We start from the raw sequence: 15,992 nt of genomic DNA on the forward strand, positions 1-15,992 counted from the left end.
GCCTATTTACTACGCGCCCCTAGTGTACTGGGGCGGGCCCACGCGCGGGGTTCCCCCCGTACCCCACGCCCCCTCCCACACAGGGGGGGGGCGGGACACGTTCCCCCGGTCCCGCCCGCGCCCGCACACCTTCTCCGCCGTCCGGCGCTCACCAGTAGACGACGACCTTGTCGCCGTCCCTCACCTGCGAGAACAGCGCCGCGATCTTCCCCTCGTCCCGGACGTTCACACAGCCGTGCGACCCGCCGTAGTAGCCCGTCCCCGCGAAGTCCGCGGAGTAGTGGACGGCCTGGCCGCCGCTGAAGAACATCGCGTACGGCATGGGCGAGTCGTAGATCGTCGACACATGGTGGCGCGACTTGAAGTAGACGTCGAAGACACCTTCGCGGGTGGGCGTGTACTCCGTGCCGAAGCGCACCGCCATCACCGAGACCGTACGGCCGTCGATCATCCAGCGCAGGGTGCGGCTGGTCTTGCTGATGCACAGCACCCGGCCCGTCATACAGCGCGGGTCCGGTGGCGCGGCCGGCTGGCCGCCCGACGCGTACAGGTCCCACTTGCCCGGCTCGTGGGTCATCCCCAGCAGCCGCTGCCAGGTCGCCGAGTCCGTGGTGCCGGTCCTCGGCAGGCCGCGCTTGCCCTGGAAACCCTTGACCGCGTAGACCGTCGAGGCGTCGTACGTCCCCGTGGGCCCCTCGTAGAGCCACAGCACCTGGCGCAGCCGGGCCTGCAGCTCCCGTACGTCCATGCCCCGGTCGCCCGGCGACCACAGGACCTTCGGCGCGGGCTGACCGGCGGAACTGGGCGGTTTGGCGTCACCGGTGGACCGGCCGGCCGGCGGCGAGGCGCCCGCGGACGACGACCTGCCGACGGACGGCGACCCGTCCGGTGACGTGCCCGGCGGGCCCGCCGGCTGGATGGTGCACCCGCTCAGCACGGTGAGCGCCGCCAGTGCCGTCGCAGCCGCGACCGATCTCCACATACCTGTTGTACGCATTTGAACCCCCCGCCGCTCATCGATCAGGTCATCGATGTGCCGTGGTGACATCCGAGCGGCCGTCTCATCCCGCAGAACTCCATCCTGCGCTGTCATACCCGGATGCGACACTGCCTCTCATGCTTGGCGTAACCGATCTCCCCACCTACCTCGTGGGCCTCGTGCTGATTGTTCTGCTGCCGGGGCCGAACTCGCTCTACGTGCTGTCCGTCGCCGCGCGGCGGGGTGTCAGGACCGGGTATCAGGCCTCCGCCGGTGTCTGGTGCGGCGACGCCGTGCTGATGACGCTGTCCGCGGCCGGTGTCGCGTCCCTGCTGCAGGCCAACGCCCTGCTGTTCGGGATCGTGAAGTACGCGGGCGCCGGGTATCTGACGTGGCTGGCCTTCGGGATGCTGCGGGCCGCGTGGCAGATGTGGCGGACCCGGCGCGAGCGGGGCGAGGCCGAGGAGGCCGCCCCGCCGGCGGTAGAGGAGCGCCCCTTCCGGCGGGCGCTCGTCATCAGCCTGTTCAACCCGAAGGCGATTTTGTTCTTCGTCGCTTTCTTCGTGCAGTTCGTGGATCCGGGCTACGCGTATCCCGCCCTCTCCTTCGTCGTGCTCGGCGCCTTCGCCCAGGTCGCGAGTTTCCTCTACCTCAGCGCCCTGATATTCGGCGGGACGAAACTGGCGGCGGCGTTCAAGCGGCGCAGGCGGCTCTCCGCGGGGGCCACCTCCGCCGCCGGAGCGCTCTTCCTGGGCTTCGCCGTGAAGCTGTCGCTCGCCAGCTCCGTCTGAGGGTCCCCCGGAAGCCGTCCTAGAGGACGCCCGCGCCCGCCGCGTACTTGGCGAGTCCCCGAGCCGACTCGCCCGCCCAGCCCACGTAACCGTCGGGGCGGACGAGGAACACCCCGGTCCCATAGGCCTCGTACGCGGGGAAGCGGACCGTGCGGACGCCGGGGAGGTCCGGCACCTCGGCCTCGGTGTCCGTGCCGCCGACCGTGAGCAGCGTCCAGTGCGGGCCCCGGAAGGCGTCGAAGAGACGCGTGCCGGCCCGGGTGCCGTCCGGTGCGCGGTCGCCCGCGCGCAGGGCCTCCTCGGGCAGGTCCGTACGCGTCTCCACCGCCAGAGCCGAGCCGCGGTAGCCGAGGCCGAGCTGCTGGGTGGCCGCGCCGCGCCGCACCTCGCCGCGGTGGACGCCGGTGGACAGCCCCAGCATCTGCGCGGCGACGGGCATCCGCTCCTCCTCGTACGAGTCGAGGAGGGCGGCCGGGGCGGAGCCCCGCAGTACGGCCGCGAGCTTCCAGGCCAGGTTGTAGGCGTCCTGGACGCTGGTGTTGAGGCCCTGGCCGCCCGCGGGCGAGTGGACGTGGGCCGCGTCGCCCGCCAGGAAGACGCGCCCGTCCCGGAACCGGTCCGCCATCGCTGCCCGCGGCCGGAACTCGGAGGCCCAGCGGACCTCGGTCACATCGTCCGCGGACAGATGCGTGCGCGTGGCGACCAGTTTGCGGATGCCGTCGAGGGACAGGTCCGGCTCGGCGGCCGGGTCCGCGAAACCGGCCGCCAGCTGGAAGTCCTCGGTGTGCGGGAGCGGGCAGATCCCCAGGAAGCCGCCCTGGAGGCCCGGGCCCGCGTCGGTGGGCGGGAAGAAGTGCCAGTTGTCGCGGTCGAGGCCGGTGACGCGGATGTCCGCGACCAGCGCCGGAGCGGGGTCCACGGTCTCGCCGGTCATCGTGATGCCCAGCGCGCGCCGCACGGCCGACCGGCCGCCGTCCGCGGCGACGGCGTAGCGGGCGCGCACCGGGGTGCCGGAGGCGAAGCTCGCAGTGACTCCGTCGGCGTCCTGGGCGAGGCCCACCAGCTCCCGGCCGAAGGCGACGCCGCCGCCCAGTTCCGTCAGGCGCGCGTACAGGATCTCCTGCGTCCTCCACTGCGGCACCATCAGCGCGAAGCCCGCGTACGGGTCGGCCTCCGTCGCCTCGACCTCGTCGAACATCCGGTGCTCGCCCTGCCGCTGCCCGTCCTTCCAGATCATCCCGACGGGGTACGTGCCGCCCCCGGCCCGGAGCGCGTCCAGTACGCCGAGGTCGTCGAAGACCTCCTGGGTGCGCGGCTGGATCCCCTTGCCGCGTGAGCCGGGGAAGAGGGTGGCGGACCGCTCCACGACGAGGGCGCGTACGCCGTGCCGGGCGAGGTCGAGCGCGAGGGCGAGTCCGGTGGGTCCGGCGCCCACGATCAGGACGTCGGTCTCGGCGGGTACGGCGGCGGTGTCCACGACGGCCTGTGCGACGGCATCCACGGCGATCTCCTTAACGTCGTTAAGTTCCATGCGCCGAGGATGCACTTAACGGCGTTAAGCTGTCAAGGGAGGACCTCCGGATAGGGTGCGAGCGTGGCTGTAGGGAAGATCGACCGAGCGCTGGTGGCCGATACGGCCCTGCGTCTGCTGAACGAGGTCGGGCTCAACGGCCTCAGCCTCCGCGTCATCGCCAAGGAGCTGGACGTCAAGGCGCCCGCCCTCTACTGGCACTTCAAGGACAAGCAGGCGCTGCTGGACGAGATGGCGACGGAGATGTACCGGCGGATGATCGCCGGCACCGCGGTCCCGCCGGGCGCGGACTGGCGCGAGCGGCTGCTGGCCGCGAACCGTGGCCTGCGTACCGCGCTGCTCAGCTATCGCGACGGGGCCAAGGTCTTCAGCGGCTCACGCTTCACCGGCACCGAGCACGCCGCCCAGATGGAGGAGAACCTGCGCGCCTTCGTGGACGCCGGGTTCACCCTCCGGCAGGGGGTACGCGCCTTCACCACCGCGTACCTGTACACGCTCGGCTTCGTCACCGAGGAGCAGGGCGTCTACCCGCTGCCGGGAGAGCGCCGCGAGGGCTACGACATGGACGCGCGCGCCGAGATGCTCGCCGACCATCCCCTGTCGGCGGCGGCGGGCCCGGTGATCTTCGAGGGGTACGACGAGGGGTTCGAGGAAGGGCTCAGGCTGCTGCTCGCCGGGATCGAGGCACGCTTCGGAGCCGGCTGAGCCGGTCGGCCCGGCCGGCTCCGAAGCGGTCGGCGTACGTTCAGCGCGGCTTCGACAGGGCCGAGCGCAGCCGCGGGGTCAGCCGGTCCTCGACGAGGCGGGTCAGCAGCCAGGCCAGGGCCAGCATCGTCGCGACGGTCAGCAGCGCCGTCGCGTACGACGGCAGGCCCAGGCCCTGGTGGTAGGCCTTGATGGCGACCCAGCCCAGGTGCTCGTGGACCAGGTAGAAGGGGTACGTCAGCGCCCCGGCCACCGTCAGCCACGGCCAGTTCGCCCGGTTCAGCCAGCCCAGCGCGACCGCGGCGACCGCCACGAAACCCAGGGTGACGACGAGGATGATCCCGGTCGAGCTGCGGTCGGAGAAGAACCGCGGGTCGGGCGCGTGCCACAGCCGCGCCACCGCGTAGTGCTGGCCGATCAGCCAGCTCACGAGCACAATGCCCCAGGCGTACGCGTCGCGCCGGTCGCGGTGGACGAGGTAGAGGCCGATGCCGCCGATGAAGAACGGCGCGTACTCGGGCATCAGGATCAGATCGAGCAGGGGCTCGTGCGCCGCCTGGGCGATCGCCGCGGCCAGGGTCCAGCCCGCGCAGAACAGGATCACGCGCTGCCGGGTCGCCCCGGGCAGGACCACGCACAGGGCGAACAGCGCGTAGAAGCGGACCTCGGCCCAGAGCGTCCAGCAGACGCCGAGCACCCGGTCGACGCCCAGCGGTTGCTGCATGAGCGTCAGGTTCACCAGCGCGTCACTGGGCGAGACGGCGTGGTACGCGACCACCGGCAGCGCGAAGACCGCCGTGACGAGGACGATCGCCGCCCAGTACGCGGGCATCAGCCGGGAGACCCGCGAGGCGAAGAACGAGCGCAGGCTCCGCCCCCAGCCGCTCATACAGATCACGAAACCGCTGATCACGAAGAAGATCTGCACGCCGAGACAGCCGTATGCGAACCAGGTGTGCAGGGTGGGGAACTGGAGCTGCGGCGAGGTGCCCCAGGCCCCGCTCACCTCGCCGTCCCGGCCGCCGTAGTGGTACGCGGCGACCATCAGCGCGGCGATCAGCCGAAGCCCGTCCAGCGCGCGCAGCCGCGGGGCGTGCTTCTTGGGAACTATCCGGGGAGGGACGGGGGCGCTGTCGCCCGCCTCGGTGGAGGGGCCCGCCCCGGGAGAGGAGCCCGCACCCGGAGAGGACGTCGGGGGGGCGGGCGAGGATTCCACGGTGCTCATCCGAGAGTGGCCCTCTTCAGGGATCGGGCGCGCTTGGCCACACGACGGACCGTCGCGTTGCGCGGGATGAAGGCGAGCTGCGCCGGTACCGCGCCGGGCAGTCCCAGAGAGGTCAGACGCCGTCGTTTGAAGTACCGCCAGGTGTGGTCGTTCAGACGCCGCGTCAGATACTGCTCGGCGCCCGGCCGGGTGTCCGGGTAGATCTTGGGCTGCATGGCGAAGCCCACGGCCCGTACCAGCTCCGACAGTTCGGCGGCCGTCATGCCCTGGCGCTGCTCGGTGACCGCCGTGCGGTCCGTCAGCTCCGGGAGCAGCGCGTCCACGATCGTGACGGGGACGCGGTTGCTGTTCTCGTACGGGGTGAGGCGTTCGAGGAGGGGTTCGGTGCCGATGCGGGCGACCGGGAGGCCGTACAGCGCGGAGGCCGTGAGCAGTGCGGTGGAGAAGCAGCCCACGACCAGCGCGGGACGCATCCGCTGGTAGAGCACCTCGGCGAGGACCGGGGTGTCGAGCACCGTGAGGTCGGCGCCGATCCGCGTCGCCTCCTTCTCCAGGGCGCGCGACCAGCGGGCCGGCGCGCTGGGGTGCGGCTTGAACACGATCCGCTCGTGCCCGAGCGCGACGGCGCCCTTGAGCATGCGTACGTGCAGGTCCTCCTCCTCCTCGGCGGTGAGGATGCCGAGCGCGGAGAGGTACTGGCCGAGCAGCAGGGCCGGTTCGTCGATCGCGGGCAACTCGTCGCCCGTCTTGACGAGTTCGGTCAGAACGTCGGTGAAGACCGCGGTCGGCACGATCTCCGGTCCGACACCGAACTCCGTGAGGAGCAGCGGCGTCAGGCCCGGTACCAGGTCGAGGTGGAGAAGCCGGTCGATCCGCGTGCCGACCAGCGGGTCGATCTTGTTGCGGGTCGGGCCGTAGCTCATCAGGCCGTCGGCGTAGACGGTGACGGGGGCGCCGGTGAAGATCTGGGTGAGGCCGAGCGCCGGGTTCACCTGGATCGACTCGACGACCAGCTCGACGTCGTCGTCGCCGAGCCCCCAGGCGAGCCGCAGATGCCGCTCCCACAGCGGTACGTCGTCGAGGCGCGGGGCCCAGCCGCCCGGGTGGAACGGGGAGATGGTCTCGTTCCACGAGATCACGTCGTCGAACCGGCCGCGCAACTGCGTGAAGCCGGGCATCTCGTCGACGCCGGGTGTCGTCTCGGGTGTCGCCGCGTTGTTGGAGACCAGCAGCACACGCCGGTCCGCGGGGCGGAAGCAGCCGGCGTCGACGGCCGCGGCGAGCGTCGCCGTGCCGTACAGCGTCGACGCCATGAAGATCTGGGTCCTCACGCGGACACCCCCGCGGGCGCCGGCCGCCGGCGCAGCCGACGCAGTCGCGTCGCGCGCTGTATGTCCATGGAGTCGAGGGCGTCATCGAGGACGTCCTGCGGCATTCGCCGCAATGCGACGGCACTCATCGACTTCAGTTTCCGTGCCACGGGCGGCTCGAACCTTTCGATGGATCCCAGATGATGGGAGATAATCGCACAGTAGGTCCGCACGGCCTTCGGCAGGAGTTTATCCGCGTCCCGGTCCTGTGCCGTTTCACTTACCACCTGGTCGAACGCGCGAATGAAATCCAGCTGGCGTACGTCACCGATCTGCGTCAGTGAGGAGGCGACACCGCGCCGGTAGAACACCCCGAGCAGACCCACCGTGGCGAACGACTCGGCCTCCCGGTGCAGCTTCCAGATCCACGGCCGGTCCTCGGCCGTGCGCAGCCCGTCGGTGAAGTGCAGCAGGCCCCGGTCGGCCAGCCTGCGGTGGTAGATGCCGGCCCACGCATAGGCGTAGTCGACGGAGGTGGAGCGGTCGGCGGGCAGGATCGCCTCGCGCGGATCGAGGACGACACCGCGCCTGCCGTACGGCACCCGGTGGATGGTGCGGGCCCGCGCGGTGCACTGGACATGGTCCGTGCGCACGAAGTCGCAGCCCAACCCCTCGATGGAGGCGAGCAGTTGCTCGTAATAGCCGGGGGCGAGCCAGTCGTCCCCGTCGAGGAACGTGAGGTACTCGCCCTGTGCCGCGTCGATGCCGGTGTTGCGCGCGGTGGCCAGTCCTCCGTTCTGCTCGTGTCTGACATGCACCGCGCCCGGGAGCTCGCGCTCCGCGCGCGCGAGGATGTCCGGCGTCTCGTCGCGGGAACAGTCGTCGACGAGAATGAACTCGAAGTCGTCGCGTGCGTTCGCACGCAGACTCTTCAGGGTGTCGGGCGCATATTGCTGCACGTTGTAGAACGGCACGATGACGGAGAGCTTGACCACCCACGTGACGTTAGGCGGCGGCCCGGCATTCGTCTTGACCGCCGGTGAGATGTCAGGTGAACGACACGTGGCGGAATGGTGAACCGGGCCTTATTGCGGGCGTATCCGGGGTCGCAACGCCATTCGGCGGTGTGCTGTTAACCCTTTGTTGTATTTCGGTTGGGCCGGTGATCGGAATCGCTTCCTAGCGTCTTCGGTGTGCCAGCAAGTACCACGAAGTCCCTGCGAGTGGCCGTCCTCGCCGATTCCGACACCCGGTGGAAATGGGGCGCGCTCACCGCGAACCGTATCGCACCGGCCGATTCGGACATCAGCCTCGACGGCTACCTCCTGAGGGGCCGTGCGACCCCCACCGCCCGACAGCTCGAAGAGGTCGGCGTGCGCGCCGACTCCCTGCGGGAGGTCACCTCCGTCGAGTTCCTGAAGGAGATGGCCCGCGAGGAGGCCGCGTACGACGTCCTCGTGCTGTCCCTCGTCGGGGGCGGCGTCCAGGCGATGCTGCACGGGCTCTCCCACCAGTGGCGGGAGCGCGCGGCGACGGGCGGCACGAAGCGGCCCGTGGTCGTCACCGGCTACGTCGGCGTCGTCTACGAGAAGCTCGCCGACGGACTGCTCCTGCGGCACGGCGCGGACCTCGTCCTCGCCAACTCCCGCCAGGACGCGGACCGTTTCACCGCCGTGTACGAGGGAGTGGGCGCCGACGCCTCCTCGGTGACCGAGGTCGCCCTGCCCTTCCTCGGCGGCGCCCCGTACGAGAAGCACGACCCCTGCACGGTCGTCTTCGCCGCGCAGCCCTCCGTCCCGGAGAGCCGCAAGGACCGTACGTACCTGCTGAACCGGCTCGTCCAGCACGCCAGGCTGCACCCGGACCGCGAGGTCCTGCTGAAGCTGCGCTCCAAGCCCGGCGAGCACACCACGCACATCGAGGAGCAGCCCTACCAGCGCCTCGCGGAGCGGATCCCCGGCGGCCTGCCCGCCAACCTCCGCCTCGTGTACGGGCACATGGGCGAAGTCCTCGACCGTACGGACCTGCTCGTCACCGTCAGCTCCACGGCGGCGCTCGAATCGCTGCACCGGCGGATCCCCACCGTGGTCCTCACCGACCTCGGGGTGCGCGAGTCGCTCGGCAACCACCACTTCGTGGGCTCCGGCTGCCTCGCCTCCTGGGACCAGCTGGACGACGGGCACGTCCCGTCACCCGACGAACGCTGGGTCGCCCGCCAGGGTGTCGCCGCCGGCGGGTCCGACACCGGCTCGCACGCCGGGAGTTCACCGGCCGGGGGCGGCTCGTACGAGACGGCCTTCGACGCGGCCCGCGAGCGGATCGCCGCTCTGCTCGCCGGGGGCACGCTGCCCGCCCTCGCCCCCTACTACACGCCTGTCACCGCGCCCGGCTACCTGCCCGGCATCCTCGCCCGCCACCACCTCGCGCCGGACGGCAGTCCGCTCCCCGGGGCGCCCGACGCCGACCGGGAGCCGGGGGCTGTGCGGCAGATCGTGCGGCGCGCCGCACGGGGTGCCTACCGGCACGGGGTGCAGCGGGTGGCTCCGGTCATCCGGCGGATGGGGGAGCTGTGAGCTCCTCCACGCCGGAGGCCCAGCGGCCCACTGCCGTCTTGAACCCGCGGGTTCGTCGTGGCTGGGCGCGCCCACGCGGCGGAGCCGCATATCGACACGGCCCCGCGCCCCTTCGGGGCACCACGACCGTCGACCAAGGAGTACAGCGAATGACCAACTCGGAAGCGGGGCGGCTGAAAGCGGTGCCCCGTGTGCTCGCGGTGATCCCGGCCCGGGGTGGGTCCAAGGGTGTTCCCGCCAAGAACCTGCTGCCCGTCGGCGGTGTGCCGCTGGTCGCCCGCGCGGTGCGCGAGTGCCGTGAGGCCCGGCTCGTGACGGACGTCGTGGTCTCCACCGACGACCAGGCCATCGCCTCCGCCGCCCGGGAGGCGGGCGCCGAGGTCGTGCTGCGGCCCGCCGCCATCGCCGGTGACACCGCGACCTCCGAGGCGGCCGTCCTGCACGCCATGGACGCCCACGAGGCCCTGCACGGCTCCGCCGTGGACGCCGTGCTCCTCGTGCAGTGCACCAGCCCCTTCATCATCCGCGAGGACATCGACGGGGTGGCCGGCGCGGTCGTGGAGAACGGCGCGGACACCGCGCTGACCGTGGCGCCCTTCCACGGCTTCATCTGGCGGGACGCCGACGACGACCCGGCCGCGGTCGACACCGAACTGACCCGGTCCGTCGGCGGCGGCACCACGGTCGCCAACACCACCGCCACCGACGGCGGTTACGGCGTCAACCACGACAAGTCCTTCCGGCCGCGCCGCCAGGACCGGCCACAGGACCTCCTGGAGACCGGCGCCGCGTACTGCATGAACGCCGCCGGACTGCGCGAGCACAAGCACCGCTTCTTCGGGCGCACGGAACTCGTGCGCACCGACCCCGCGCGGGTCCTGGAGATCGACGACCCGCACGACCTCGCCCGCGCCCGGGCCCTCGCGCCGCTCTTCGACGCGCACCGGCCCGGCGCCCTCCCGACCGCGCAGGACATCGACGCGGTCGTCCTCGACTTCGACGGCACCCAGACCGACGACCGGGTGCTGATCGACTCCGATGGAAAGGAGTTCGTCTCCGTGCACCGCGGGGACGGACTAGGTATCGCGGCCCTCCGCAGGAGCGGCCTGTCGATGCTGATCCTGTCCACGGAACAGAACCCGGTCGTCGCCGCCCGCGCACGCAAGCTCAAGATCCCCGTGCTGCACGGCATCGACCGGAAAGACCTCGCACTGAAGCAGTGGTGCGAGGAACAGGGCATCGCGCCCGAGCGCGTGCTCTACGTCGGCAACGACGTCAACGACCTCCCGTGCTTCGCCCTCGTCGGCTGGCCCGTGGCGGTCGCGAGCGCCCACGACGTCGTACGCGGCGCCGCACGCGCGGTCACCACCGTCCCCGGTGGCGACGGCGCGATCCGGGAGATCGCCAGCTGGATCCTCGGCCCCTCTCTCGATTCCCTCGACAAGTAAGGAACTTCCCCGCCATGAGCTCCAACTCCCGTCTGCGCACCTTCGGTTCCAAGACCGCGGGCCCCGGCCACCCCGTCTACGTCGTCGGTGAGATCGGCATCAACCACAACGGCGACCTGGAGAACGCGTTCAAGCTGATCGACGCCGCCGCCGAAGCCGGCTGCGACGCCGTGAAGTTCCAGAAGCGCACCCCGGAGATCTGCACCCCGCGCGACCAGTGGGACATCGAGCGCGACACCCCCTGGGGCCGGATGACCTACATCGACTACCGCCACCGCGTGGAGTTCGGCGAGGACGAGTACCGCCAGATCGACGAGTACTCCAAGTCGAAGAACATCGCCTGGTTCGCCTCCCCGTGGGACACCGAGGCCGTCGCCTTCCTGGAGAAGTTCGACGTCCCGGCCCACAAGGTCGCCTCCGCCTCCCTGACCGACGACGAGCTGCTGCGCTCGCTGCGCGCCACCGGCCGCACGGTCATCCTCTCCACCGGCATGTCGACGCCCAAGCAGATCCGCCACGCGGTCGAGGTCCTCGGCAGCGACAACATCCTGATGTGCCACGCCACGTCGACCTACCCGGCGCAGGCCGAGGAGCTCAACCTCCGCGTCATCAACACCCTCCAGGCCGAGTACCCGAACGTCCCGATCGGCTACTCCGGTCACGAGACGGGCCTGCAGACCACGCTCGCCGCGGTCGCCCTCGGCGCCACCTTCGTCGAGCGCCACATCACCCTCGACCGCGCGATGTGGGGCTCCGACCAGGCCGCCTCCGTCGAGCCGCAGGGCCTGACCCGCCTGGTGCGCGACATCCGCACCATCGAGGCCTCCCTCGGCGACGGCGTCAAGAAGGTCTACGAGTCCGAGCTGGGCCCGATGAAGAAGCTGCGCCGCGTCTCGGGCGTCGTCGCCGAGGCCGAGATCGCCGCCGCCGCGGGCGAGCCCGTCGCCGTCTGACACACGCTCCACCCTTCGTCACTGCTGGCACCCCTTCCGATTCCAGGGAAGCGACGGTCGTACGTCGATGAGTCCCCGCGCCGGGTCCACCGGCCCCCAGTCACCCGCCACGCTGGCTTTCGTGGAAAGCCCGGTGCAGCTCCTGAACGTCCTGGAGTGGGCGCACGCGCACGCCCTGAAGGCCGCGGCCCTCAGGAGCACCGGCGAGACCTCCGGACCCCCGGGTCCGGAACTGGGAGCCGGCCGGCCCGGCGGAACGGGCAGGTTCGGCCGCTCGGGGAGGCCCGGCGGGTCGGGCAGGCCCGGCAGGACCGGTGACGCACGGCCCGGGGAGGCCGGTACCGGCCTCACCCTCGTCGTCCTGTCGCCCACCGACCCGATGACCCGCGGGCAGCTCAGGCGGATGGCGGAGCTGGCCAGGGACGAGGGGTACGACGTGCGCTGGGAGGAGGCGCGGGGCGGCACGACCGCGCCCTTCCACACGGTCGGCGGACTCGCGCCGCTGCTGCGGCGCGCACGGCGCATCGTGATGGGCGACCCCTTCTCGCGGTACGTGCAGCTGCTGCTGACCATCACCCGTGCCCGCGACCTCGTCGTCGTGGACGACGGGACCGCGACCATGGAGTTCGTCTCCCAGCTGGCGCGCGGTGAACGGCTGGTGCGCTGGCACCGGCGCGGCGGGCGCCCCGGGGCCCGGGACCTGGTCTTCGCACCGGTCTCGGCCCGGGCCCGCCGCCGGCTCACCCCCGGCGCCGGACGCCGGGTGGAGATCTTCTCCTCCATGCCGATCGACGAGACGCCCGAGGGCGTCGACGTCTCGGCCAACGACTTCGCGTGGACCCGGGCCCGCTTCGGCCCGCCCCGCATCACCAAGGGCGCAGACCTGGTCGGCACGTCCCTCGTGGAGACCGGGGTCGTCGACCCCGACCGCTACGTCGAAGCGGTGAAGGGGCTGGCCGGCACCTACGGGGCCACCCGCTACTTCGCCCACCGCAGGGAGAGCCCCGAGAAGCTGCACCGGCTGGCCGTCGAGACCGGCCTGGAGATCGTCCGCCCGGACCTTCCGCTGGAGCTGATCGCCCGCCGGGGCCCCATCGGCCGCACGATCCTCAGCTTCCCCTCCACCGTGGTCCACACCCTGCCGCTCGCCCTGGCCGGCACGGACGTCAAGGTCGCCGTCTTCGACATCGACCCGGCCTGGCTCACGGAGAACGCCTCCCCGCGGGCCCAGGGCTTCCTCTCGGGCGTCACGGACACCGCCCGCGACGCCCACCGGCTGTCGGCGATCACGGCCACCTGACGATCACGCCCACCCGGCGATCACGGCCGCCGGACGAGCAGGGCCGCTTGAGGGGCGTACGCGGGCCCGTACGGCAGGGTGTCCGGCAGCTGAACGCAACCGATCACGCACCCGTATGCGTGGTATGCGTAGAGAGCCTGTTTCCGGGGACCCGGGAATGGGCGCCGCCGCTCGGAGGTTTTCCCACAAGGAAGGCCGGATCCGGTATCCGCCTGGGCAGGCGTGGGAGCCGCTGGTCCAAAAAGCCGGGTGAGTCTACCCAAGCCAGTCCATCTGTATGCGCCACGCGGCTAGATTTTCTGCCCCGAACGCGTTGAAGTTTTGTTGATCGCAGGGCAGTTGGTCGTCGCGTCGCCCTACCCTTCAGAGGGTGAACCAACTGATGTCGCAAGAGTCCGAGGCCGATTCGTCCGGGGAAAGTCCGATCGGGGAAGAGCTGTCCGAGGGGGCGGCGCTTCCCGGTGTGCTGTCCGAGCAGCTGCGCGCCGAACTCGTCGCGTTCCGACGTGACTTGCACATGCACCCGGAGCTGGGCAACCACGAGTTCCGCACCACCGCCGCGATCAAGGAGCGGCTGGAGCGGGCGGGTCTGCGGCCCCGCGTGCTCGACACCGGAACCGGGCTCATCTGTGACATCGGCGTACCCGACCCCGCCCTTCCGATGCTCGCCCTGCGCGCCGACATCGACGGCCTGCCCATCCCGGACGCGAAGAGCGGCTGCGCCTACCGCTCGACCGTGCCCGACCGCGCCCACGCCTGCGGACACGACGTGCACACGACCGTCGTCCTCGGCGCCGCGCTCGTCCTCGCCGACCTGCACGAGCGGGGCCTCCTCGACCGGGCCGTACGCCTGATCTTCCAGCCCGCCGAGGAAGTACTGCCCGGCGGCGCCCCCGACGTCATCAAGAACGGCGGCCTCGACGGCGTCGGCCGCATCGTCGCCGTCCACTGCGACCCGCGGGTCGACGCCGGACGCATCGGCCTGCGGTACGGGCCCATCACCTCCGCCTGCGACCGCGTCGAGGTCTCCCTGGACGGCCCCGGCGGACACACCGCCCGGCCGCACCTCACCACCGACCTCGTCACCGCCGCCGCCCGGGTCGCCGTCGACGTGCCGGCCGTCGTCGCCCGGCGGGTCGACGCCCGCTCCGGACTCTCCCTGACCTGGGGCCGCATCGAGTCGGGGCACGCCTGCAACGTGATCCCGCAGCACGCCGAACTCTCCGGGACCGTACGGTGCCTGGATCTCGCGGCCTGGCACGCCGCCCCCGATCTGGTGCACGCCGCGATCGACGAGGTCGCCACGCTCCACCGCGCCAAGTCCGAGATCAGTTACGTACGCGGGGTGCCGCCGGTCGTCAACGAACCGGGCGCCACCGATCTGCTGCGCGCGGCGATGACCGCCCGGCTCGGGGCGAACTCCGTGGAGGACACCGAGCAGAGCCTCGGCGGTGAGGACTTCTCCTGGTACCTGGAGCACGTGCCCGGCGCGATGGCCCGGCTCGGGGTGCGTACGCCGGGCGAGCGCACCGTGCGCGACCTGCACCAGGGGGACTTCGACGCCGACGAGTCGGCCATCACGGTGGGCGTCGAGCTGTTCACGGCCGCCGCCCTCCTCCAGGCGCGCGGCTGACGAAGCGACGCCCGGCAGCCGGTGGTTCACGAGCGAAGGGGTGCCCCGTTCGGCACCCCTTCGTCCCCTTGTGTCACTCGTACGTAACCGGCGGCGGGCGTTCGTAACCGGCCGTCGGCACGAATCGATAACGGCAGTGATGAACCCCGTTCCCCTCCCCTTCTACGCGCGTTACTGTGCGCCGCAGTCAGCGTCGGCAACGGCGCCGTTGGGGAATGTAAGGGGTGCACTCTCATGCGTCGGATTTCTCGGAGAACCAGGCTTTCTCAAGCCGCTGTCGCCGTCGCGGTCGTCGTCGTCGCGGCCGCCGGCTGCGGTGAGACCAGCAACGAGTCGTCGGGCGGCGACACCGAGTCCGGCTCCGGATCCGGCTACAAGGGCAAGGGCATCGGACTCGCCTACGACATCGGCGGACGCGGAGACCAGTCCTTCAACGACGCCGCCTACAGCGGGTTCGAGAAGGCCCGCAAGGAATTCAAGATCGGCGGCAACGACATCGAGCCGAGCGACGGCGAGTCCGACGCCGACAAGGTGCAGCGGCTGACCCAGATGGCGAAGGCCGGCTACAACCCCATCGTCGGCGTCGGCTACATCTACGCCCCGGCGGTCAAGGAGGTCGCCGCCAAGTACCCGAAGGTCACCTTCGCCGTCATCGACGACGCCCAGGTGCAGGCGAAGAACGTCGCCGACATGGTCTTCGCCGAGGAGCAGGCCTCCTACCTCGCCGGTGTCGCCGCGGCCAAGGCCACCAAGAAGAACCACGTCGGCTTCATCGGCGGGGTGGACATCCCGCTCATCCACAAGTTTGAGGACGGCTTCGTCCAGGGGGTCAAGTCCGTCTCCCCGAAGATCGAGATCGAGAAGCGGTACCTCACCGAGAAGCCCGAGGACGGCGGGTTCTCCAACCCCAGCATGGGCAAGGAGGCCGCCAGCGGGCAGGTCGAGGCCGGCGCCGACGTGATCTACCACGCGGCCGGCCTGTCCGGCCAGGGCGTCATCCAGGAGGCCGCCGCGCAGAAGGTCTGGGCGATCGGGGTGGACTCGGACCAGTACAAGCAGAAGGCGCTCGCCGCGTCGAAGGAATGGATCCTCGGATCCGCGCTCAAGGACGTGGGCGGCGCGGTGTACGAGGTCACCAAGTCCGTCGTGGACGGCAAGCCGCTGTCCGGTGAGCACCGGGGCGACCTGAAGTCGGGCGGGGTGGGCTTCGCCGACTCGAACCCGAAGTACAAGGAGATGACGGACGTCGTGGAGGCGGTGGAGAAGGCGAAGGAGGACATCGTGAGCGGCGCGGTCACGGTGAAGACCGACTGACGCACTCGCACGCGGGCGCGTGCCCGGCTGCGGCCCGGCGGGGCTGGCCGCGCAGTTCCCCGCGCCCCTACAGAGCTGGGCTGCGCCCCGGCCCCGGTCTGCGGTGGTTGGTCGGCTGACGGCCGGTGGGGGCTGGTCGCGCAGTTCCCCGCGCCCCTCCGGGGGCAGGACGATGCGGTCGGCTGCGGGCCGGTGGTGGGGCGGTGCGGTTGGCTGACGGCCGGTGGGGG

13 protein-coding genes are annotated in these 15,992 nt (G+C 71.2%); 8 read left to right on the plus strand and 5 right to left on the minus strand.

Annotation, left to right across the window (positions count from 1 at the left end; translation table 11 throughout):
• Positions 1 to 148 precede the first annotated feature (148 nt).
• Complete coding sequence (locus ACFWGJ_RS17140) at positions 149 to 997, minus strand: L,D-transpeptidase family protein (RefSeq protein WP_387324894.1); 849 nt, start codon at positions 995 to 997, stop codon at positions 149 to 151.
• 119 nt (positions 998 to 1,116) lie between these two features.
• Here ACFWGJ_RS17140 and leuE point away from each other — a divergent pair, with 119 nt between their 5' ends.
• Entirely contained in the window at positions 1,117 to 1,770 is a 654-nt protein-coding gene (gene leuE, locus ACFWGJ_RS17145) for a leucine efflux protein LeuE (RefSeq protein ID WP_387324897.1), read from the plus strand.
• Between the two features lie 19 nt (positions 1,771 to 1,789).
• On the opposite strand, the gene ACFWGJ_RS17150 is transcribed toward leuE, so the two are convergent.
• Positions 1,790 to 3,301: an FAD-dependent oxidoreductase gene (locus ACFWGJ_RS17150; RefSeq protein WP_387324900.1), complete on the minus strand. Its 1,512-nt coding sequence runs from the start codon at positions 3,299 to 3,301 to the stop codon at positions 1,790 to 1,792.
• 63 nt (positions 3,302 to 3,364) lie between these two features.
• Here ACFWGJ_RS17150 and ACFWGJ_RS17155 point away from each other — a divergent pair, with 63 nt between their 5' ends.
• Positions 3,365 to 4,006, plus strand: coding sequence for a TetR/AcrR family transcriptional regulator (locus ACFWGJ_RS17155; protein ID WP_387324903.1), 642 nt, complete (start codon positions 3,365 to 3,367; stop codon positions 4,004 to 4,006).
• Positions 4,007 to 4,046: 40 nt separating this feature from the next.
• Here ACFWGJ_RS17155 and ACFWGJ_RS17160 read toward each other — a convergent pair whose 3' ends face one another.
• From ACFWGJ_RS17160 to ACFWGJ_RS17170, 3 genes are read right to left on the minus strand one after another with little or no spacing between them, the layout of a single operon-like run.
• Positions 4,047 to 5,231, minus strand: a complete 1,185-nt coding sequence (locus tag ACFWGJ_RS17160) for an acyltransferase family protein (protein ID WP_387324906.1) — start codon at positions 5,229 to 5,231, stop codon at positions 4,047 to 4,049.
• Positions 5,228 to 6,562 carry an alpha-2,8-polysialyltransferase family protein gene (locus ACFWGJ_RS17165; protein ID WP_107015786.1) on the minus strand — a complete coding sequence of 445 codons (1,335 nt, stop codon included), beginning with the start codon at positions 6,560 to 6,562 and terminating at the stop codon, positions 5,228 to 5,230. The genes ACFWGJ_RS17160 and ACFWGJ_RS17165 overlap by 4 nt, the downstream gene beginning before the upstream one ends.
• Entirely contained in the window at positions 6,559 to 7,536 is a 978-nt protein-coding gene (locus tag ACFWGJ_RS17170; protein ID WP_387324910.1) for a glycosyltransferase family 2 protein, read from the minus strand. Before ACFWGJ_RS17170 ends, ACFWGJ_RS17165 begins: the two co-directional genes overlap by 4 nt.
• Before the next feature lie 198 nt (positions 7,537 to 7,734).
• Between ACFWGJ_RS17170 and ACFWGJ_RS17175 the strand changes: the two genes are divergently transcribed.
• From ACFWGJ_RS17175 to ACFWGJ_RS17200, 6 genes are all read left to right on the plus strand, one after another.
• Positions 7,735 to 9,114 (plus strand): DUF6716 putative glycosyltransferase, encoded by a 1,380-nt coding sequence (locus ACFWGJ_RS17175; RefSeq protein WP_387324913.1) that lies wholly within the window; start codon positions 7,735 to 7,737, stop codon positions 9,112 to 9,114.
• 149 nt (positions 9,115 to 9,263) lie between these two features.
• Entirely contained in the window at positions 9,264 to 10,562 is a 1,299-nt protein-coding gene (locus ACFWGJ_RS17180) for a cytidylyltransferase domain-containing protein (protein WP_387324916.1), read from the plus strand.
• A 14-nt stretch (positions 10,563 to 10,576) separates the two neighbouring features.
• Positions 10,577 to 11,515, plus strand: a complete 939-nt coding sequence (locus tag ACFWGJ_RS17185) for an N-acetylneuraminate synthase family protein (protein WP_107015790.1) — start codon at positions 10,577 to 10,579, stop codon at positions 11,513 to 11,515.
• Between the two features lie 67 nt (positions 11,516 to 11,582).
• The gene (locus ACFWGJ_RS17190) at positions 11,583 to 12,815 is read left to right on the plus strand and encodes a hypothetical protein (RefSeq protein ID WP_387324919.1); all 1,233 of its coding nucleotides are present in this window, start codon (positions 11,583 to 11,585) and stop codon (positions 12,813 to 12,815) included.
• A gap of 382 nt (positions 12,816 to 13,197) precedes the next feature.
• On the plus strand, positions 13,198 to 14,448 hold the full coding sequence (locus tag ACFWGJ_RS17195; RefSeq protein WP_387324922.1) for an amidohydrolase: 1,251 nt from the start codon (positions 13,198 to 13,200) through the stop codon (positions 14,446 to 14,448).
• 234 nt (positions 14,449 to 14,682) lie between these two features.
• Entirely contained in the window at positions 14,683 to 15,762 is a 1,080-nt protein-coding gene (locus ACFWGJ_RS17200; RefSeq protein WP_387324925.1) for a BMP family protein, read from the plus strand.
• The last annotated feature ends 230 nt before the right edge of the window (positions 15,763 to 15,992 follow it).

The sequence above is a fragment of the Streptomyces sp. NPDC060205 genome (assembly GCF_042728395.1).
In the GTDB taxonomy this organism is placed as follows: Bacteria; Actinomycetota; Actinomycetes; order Streptomycetales; family Streptomycetaceae; genus Streptomyces.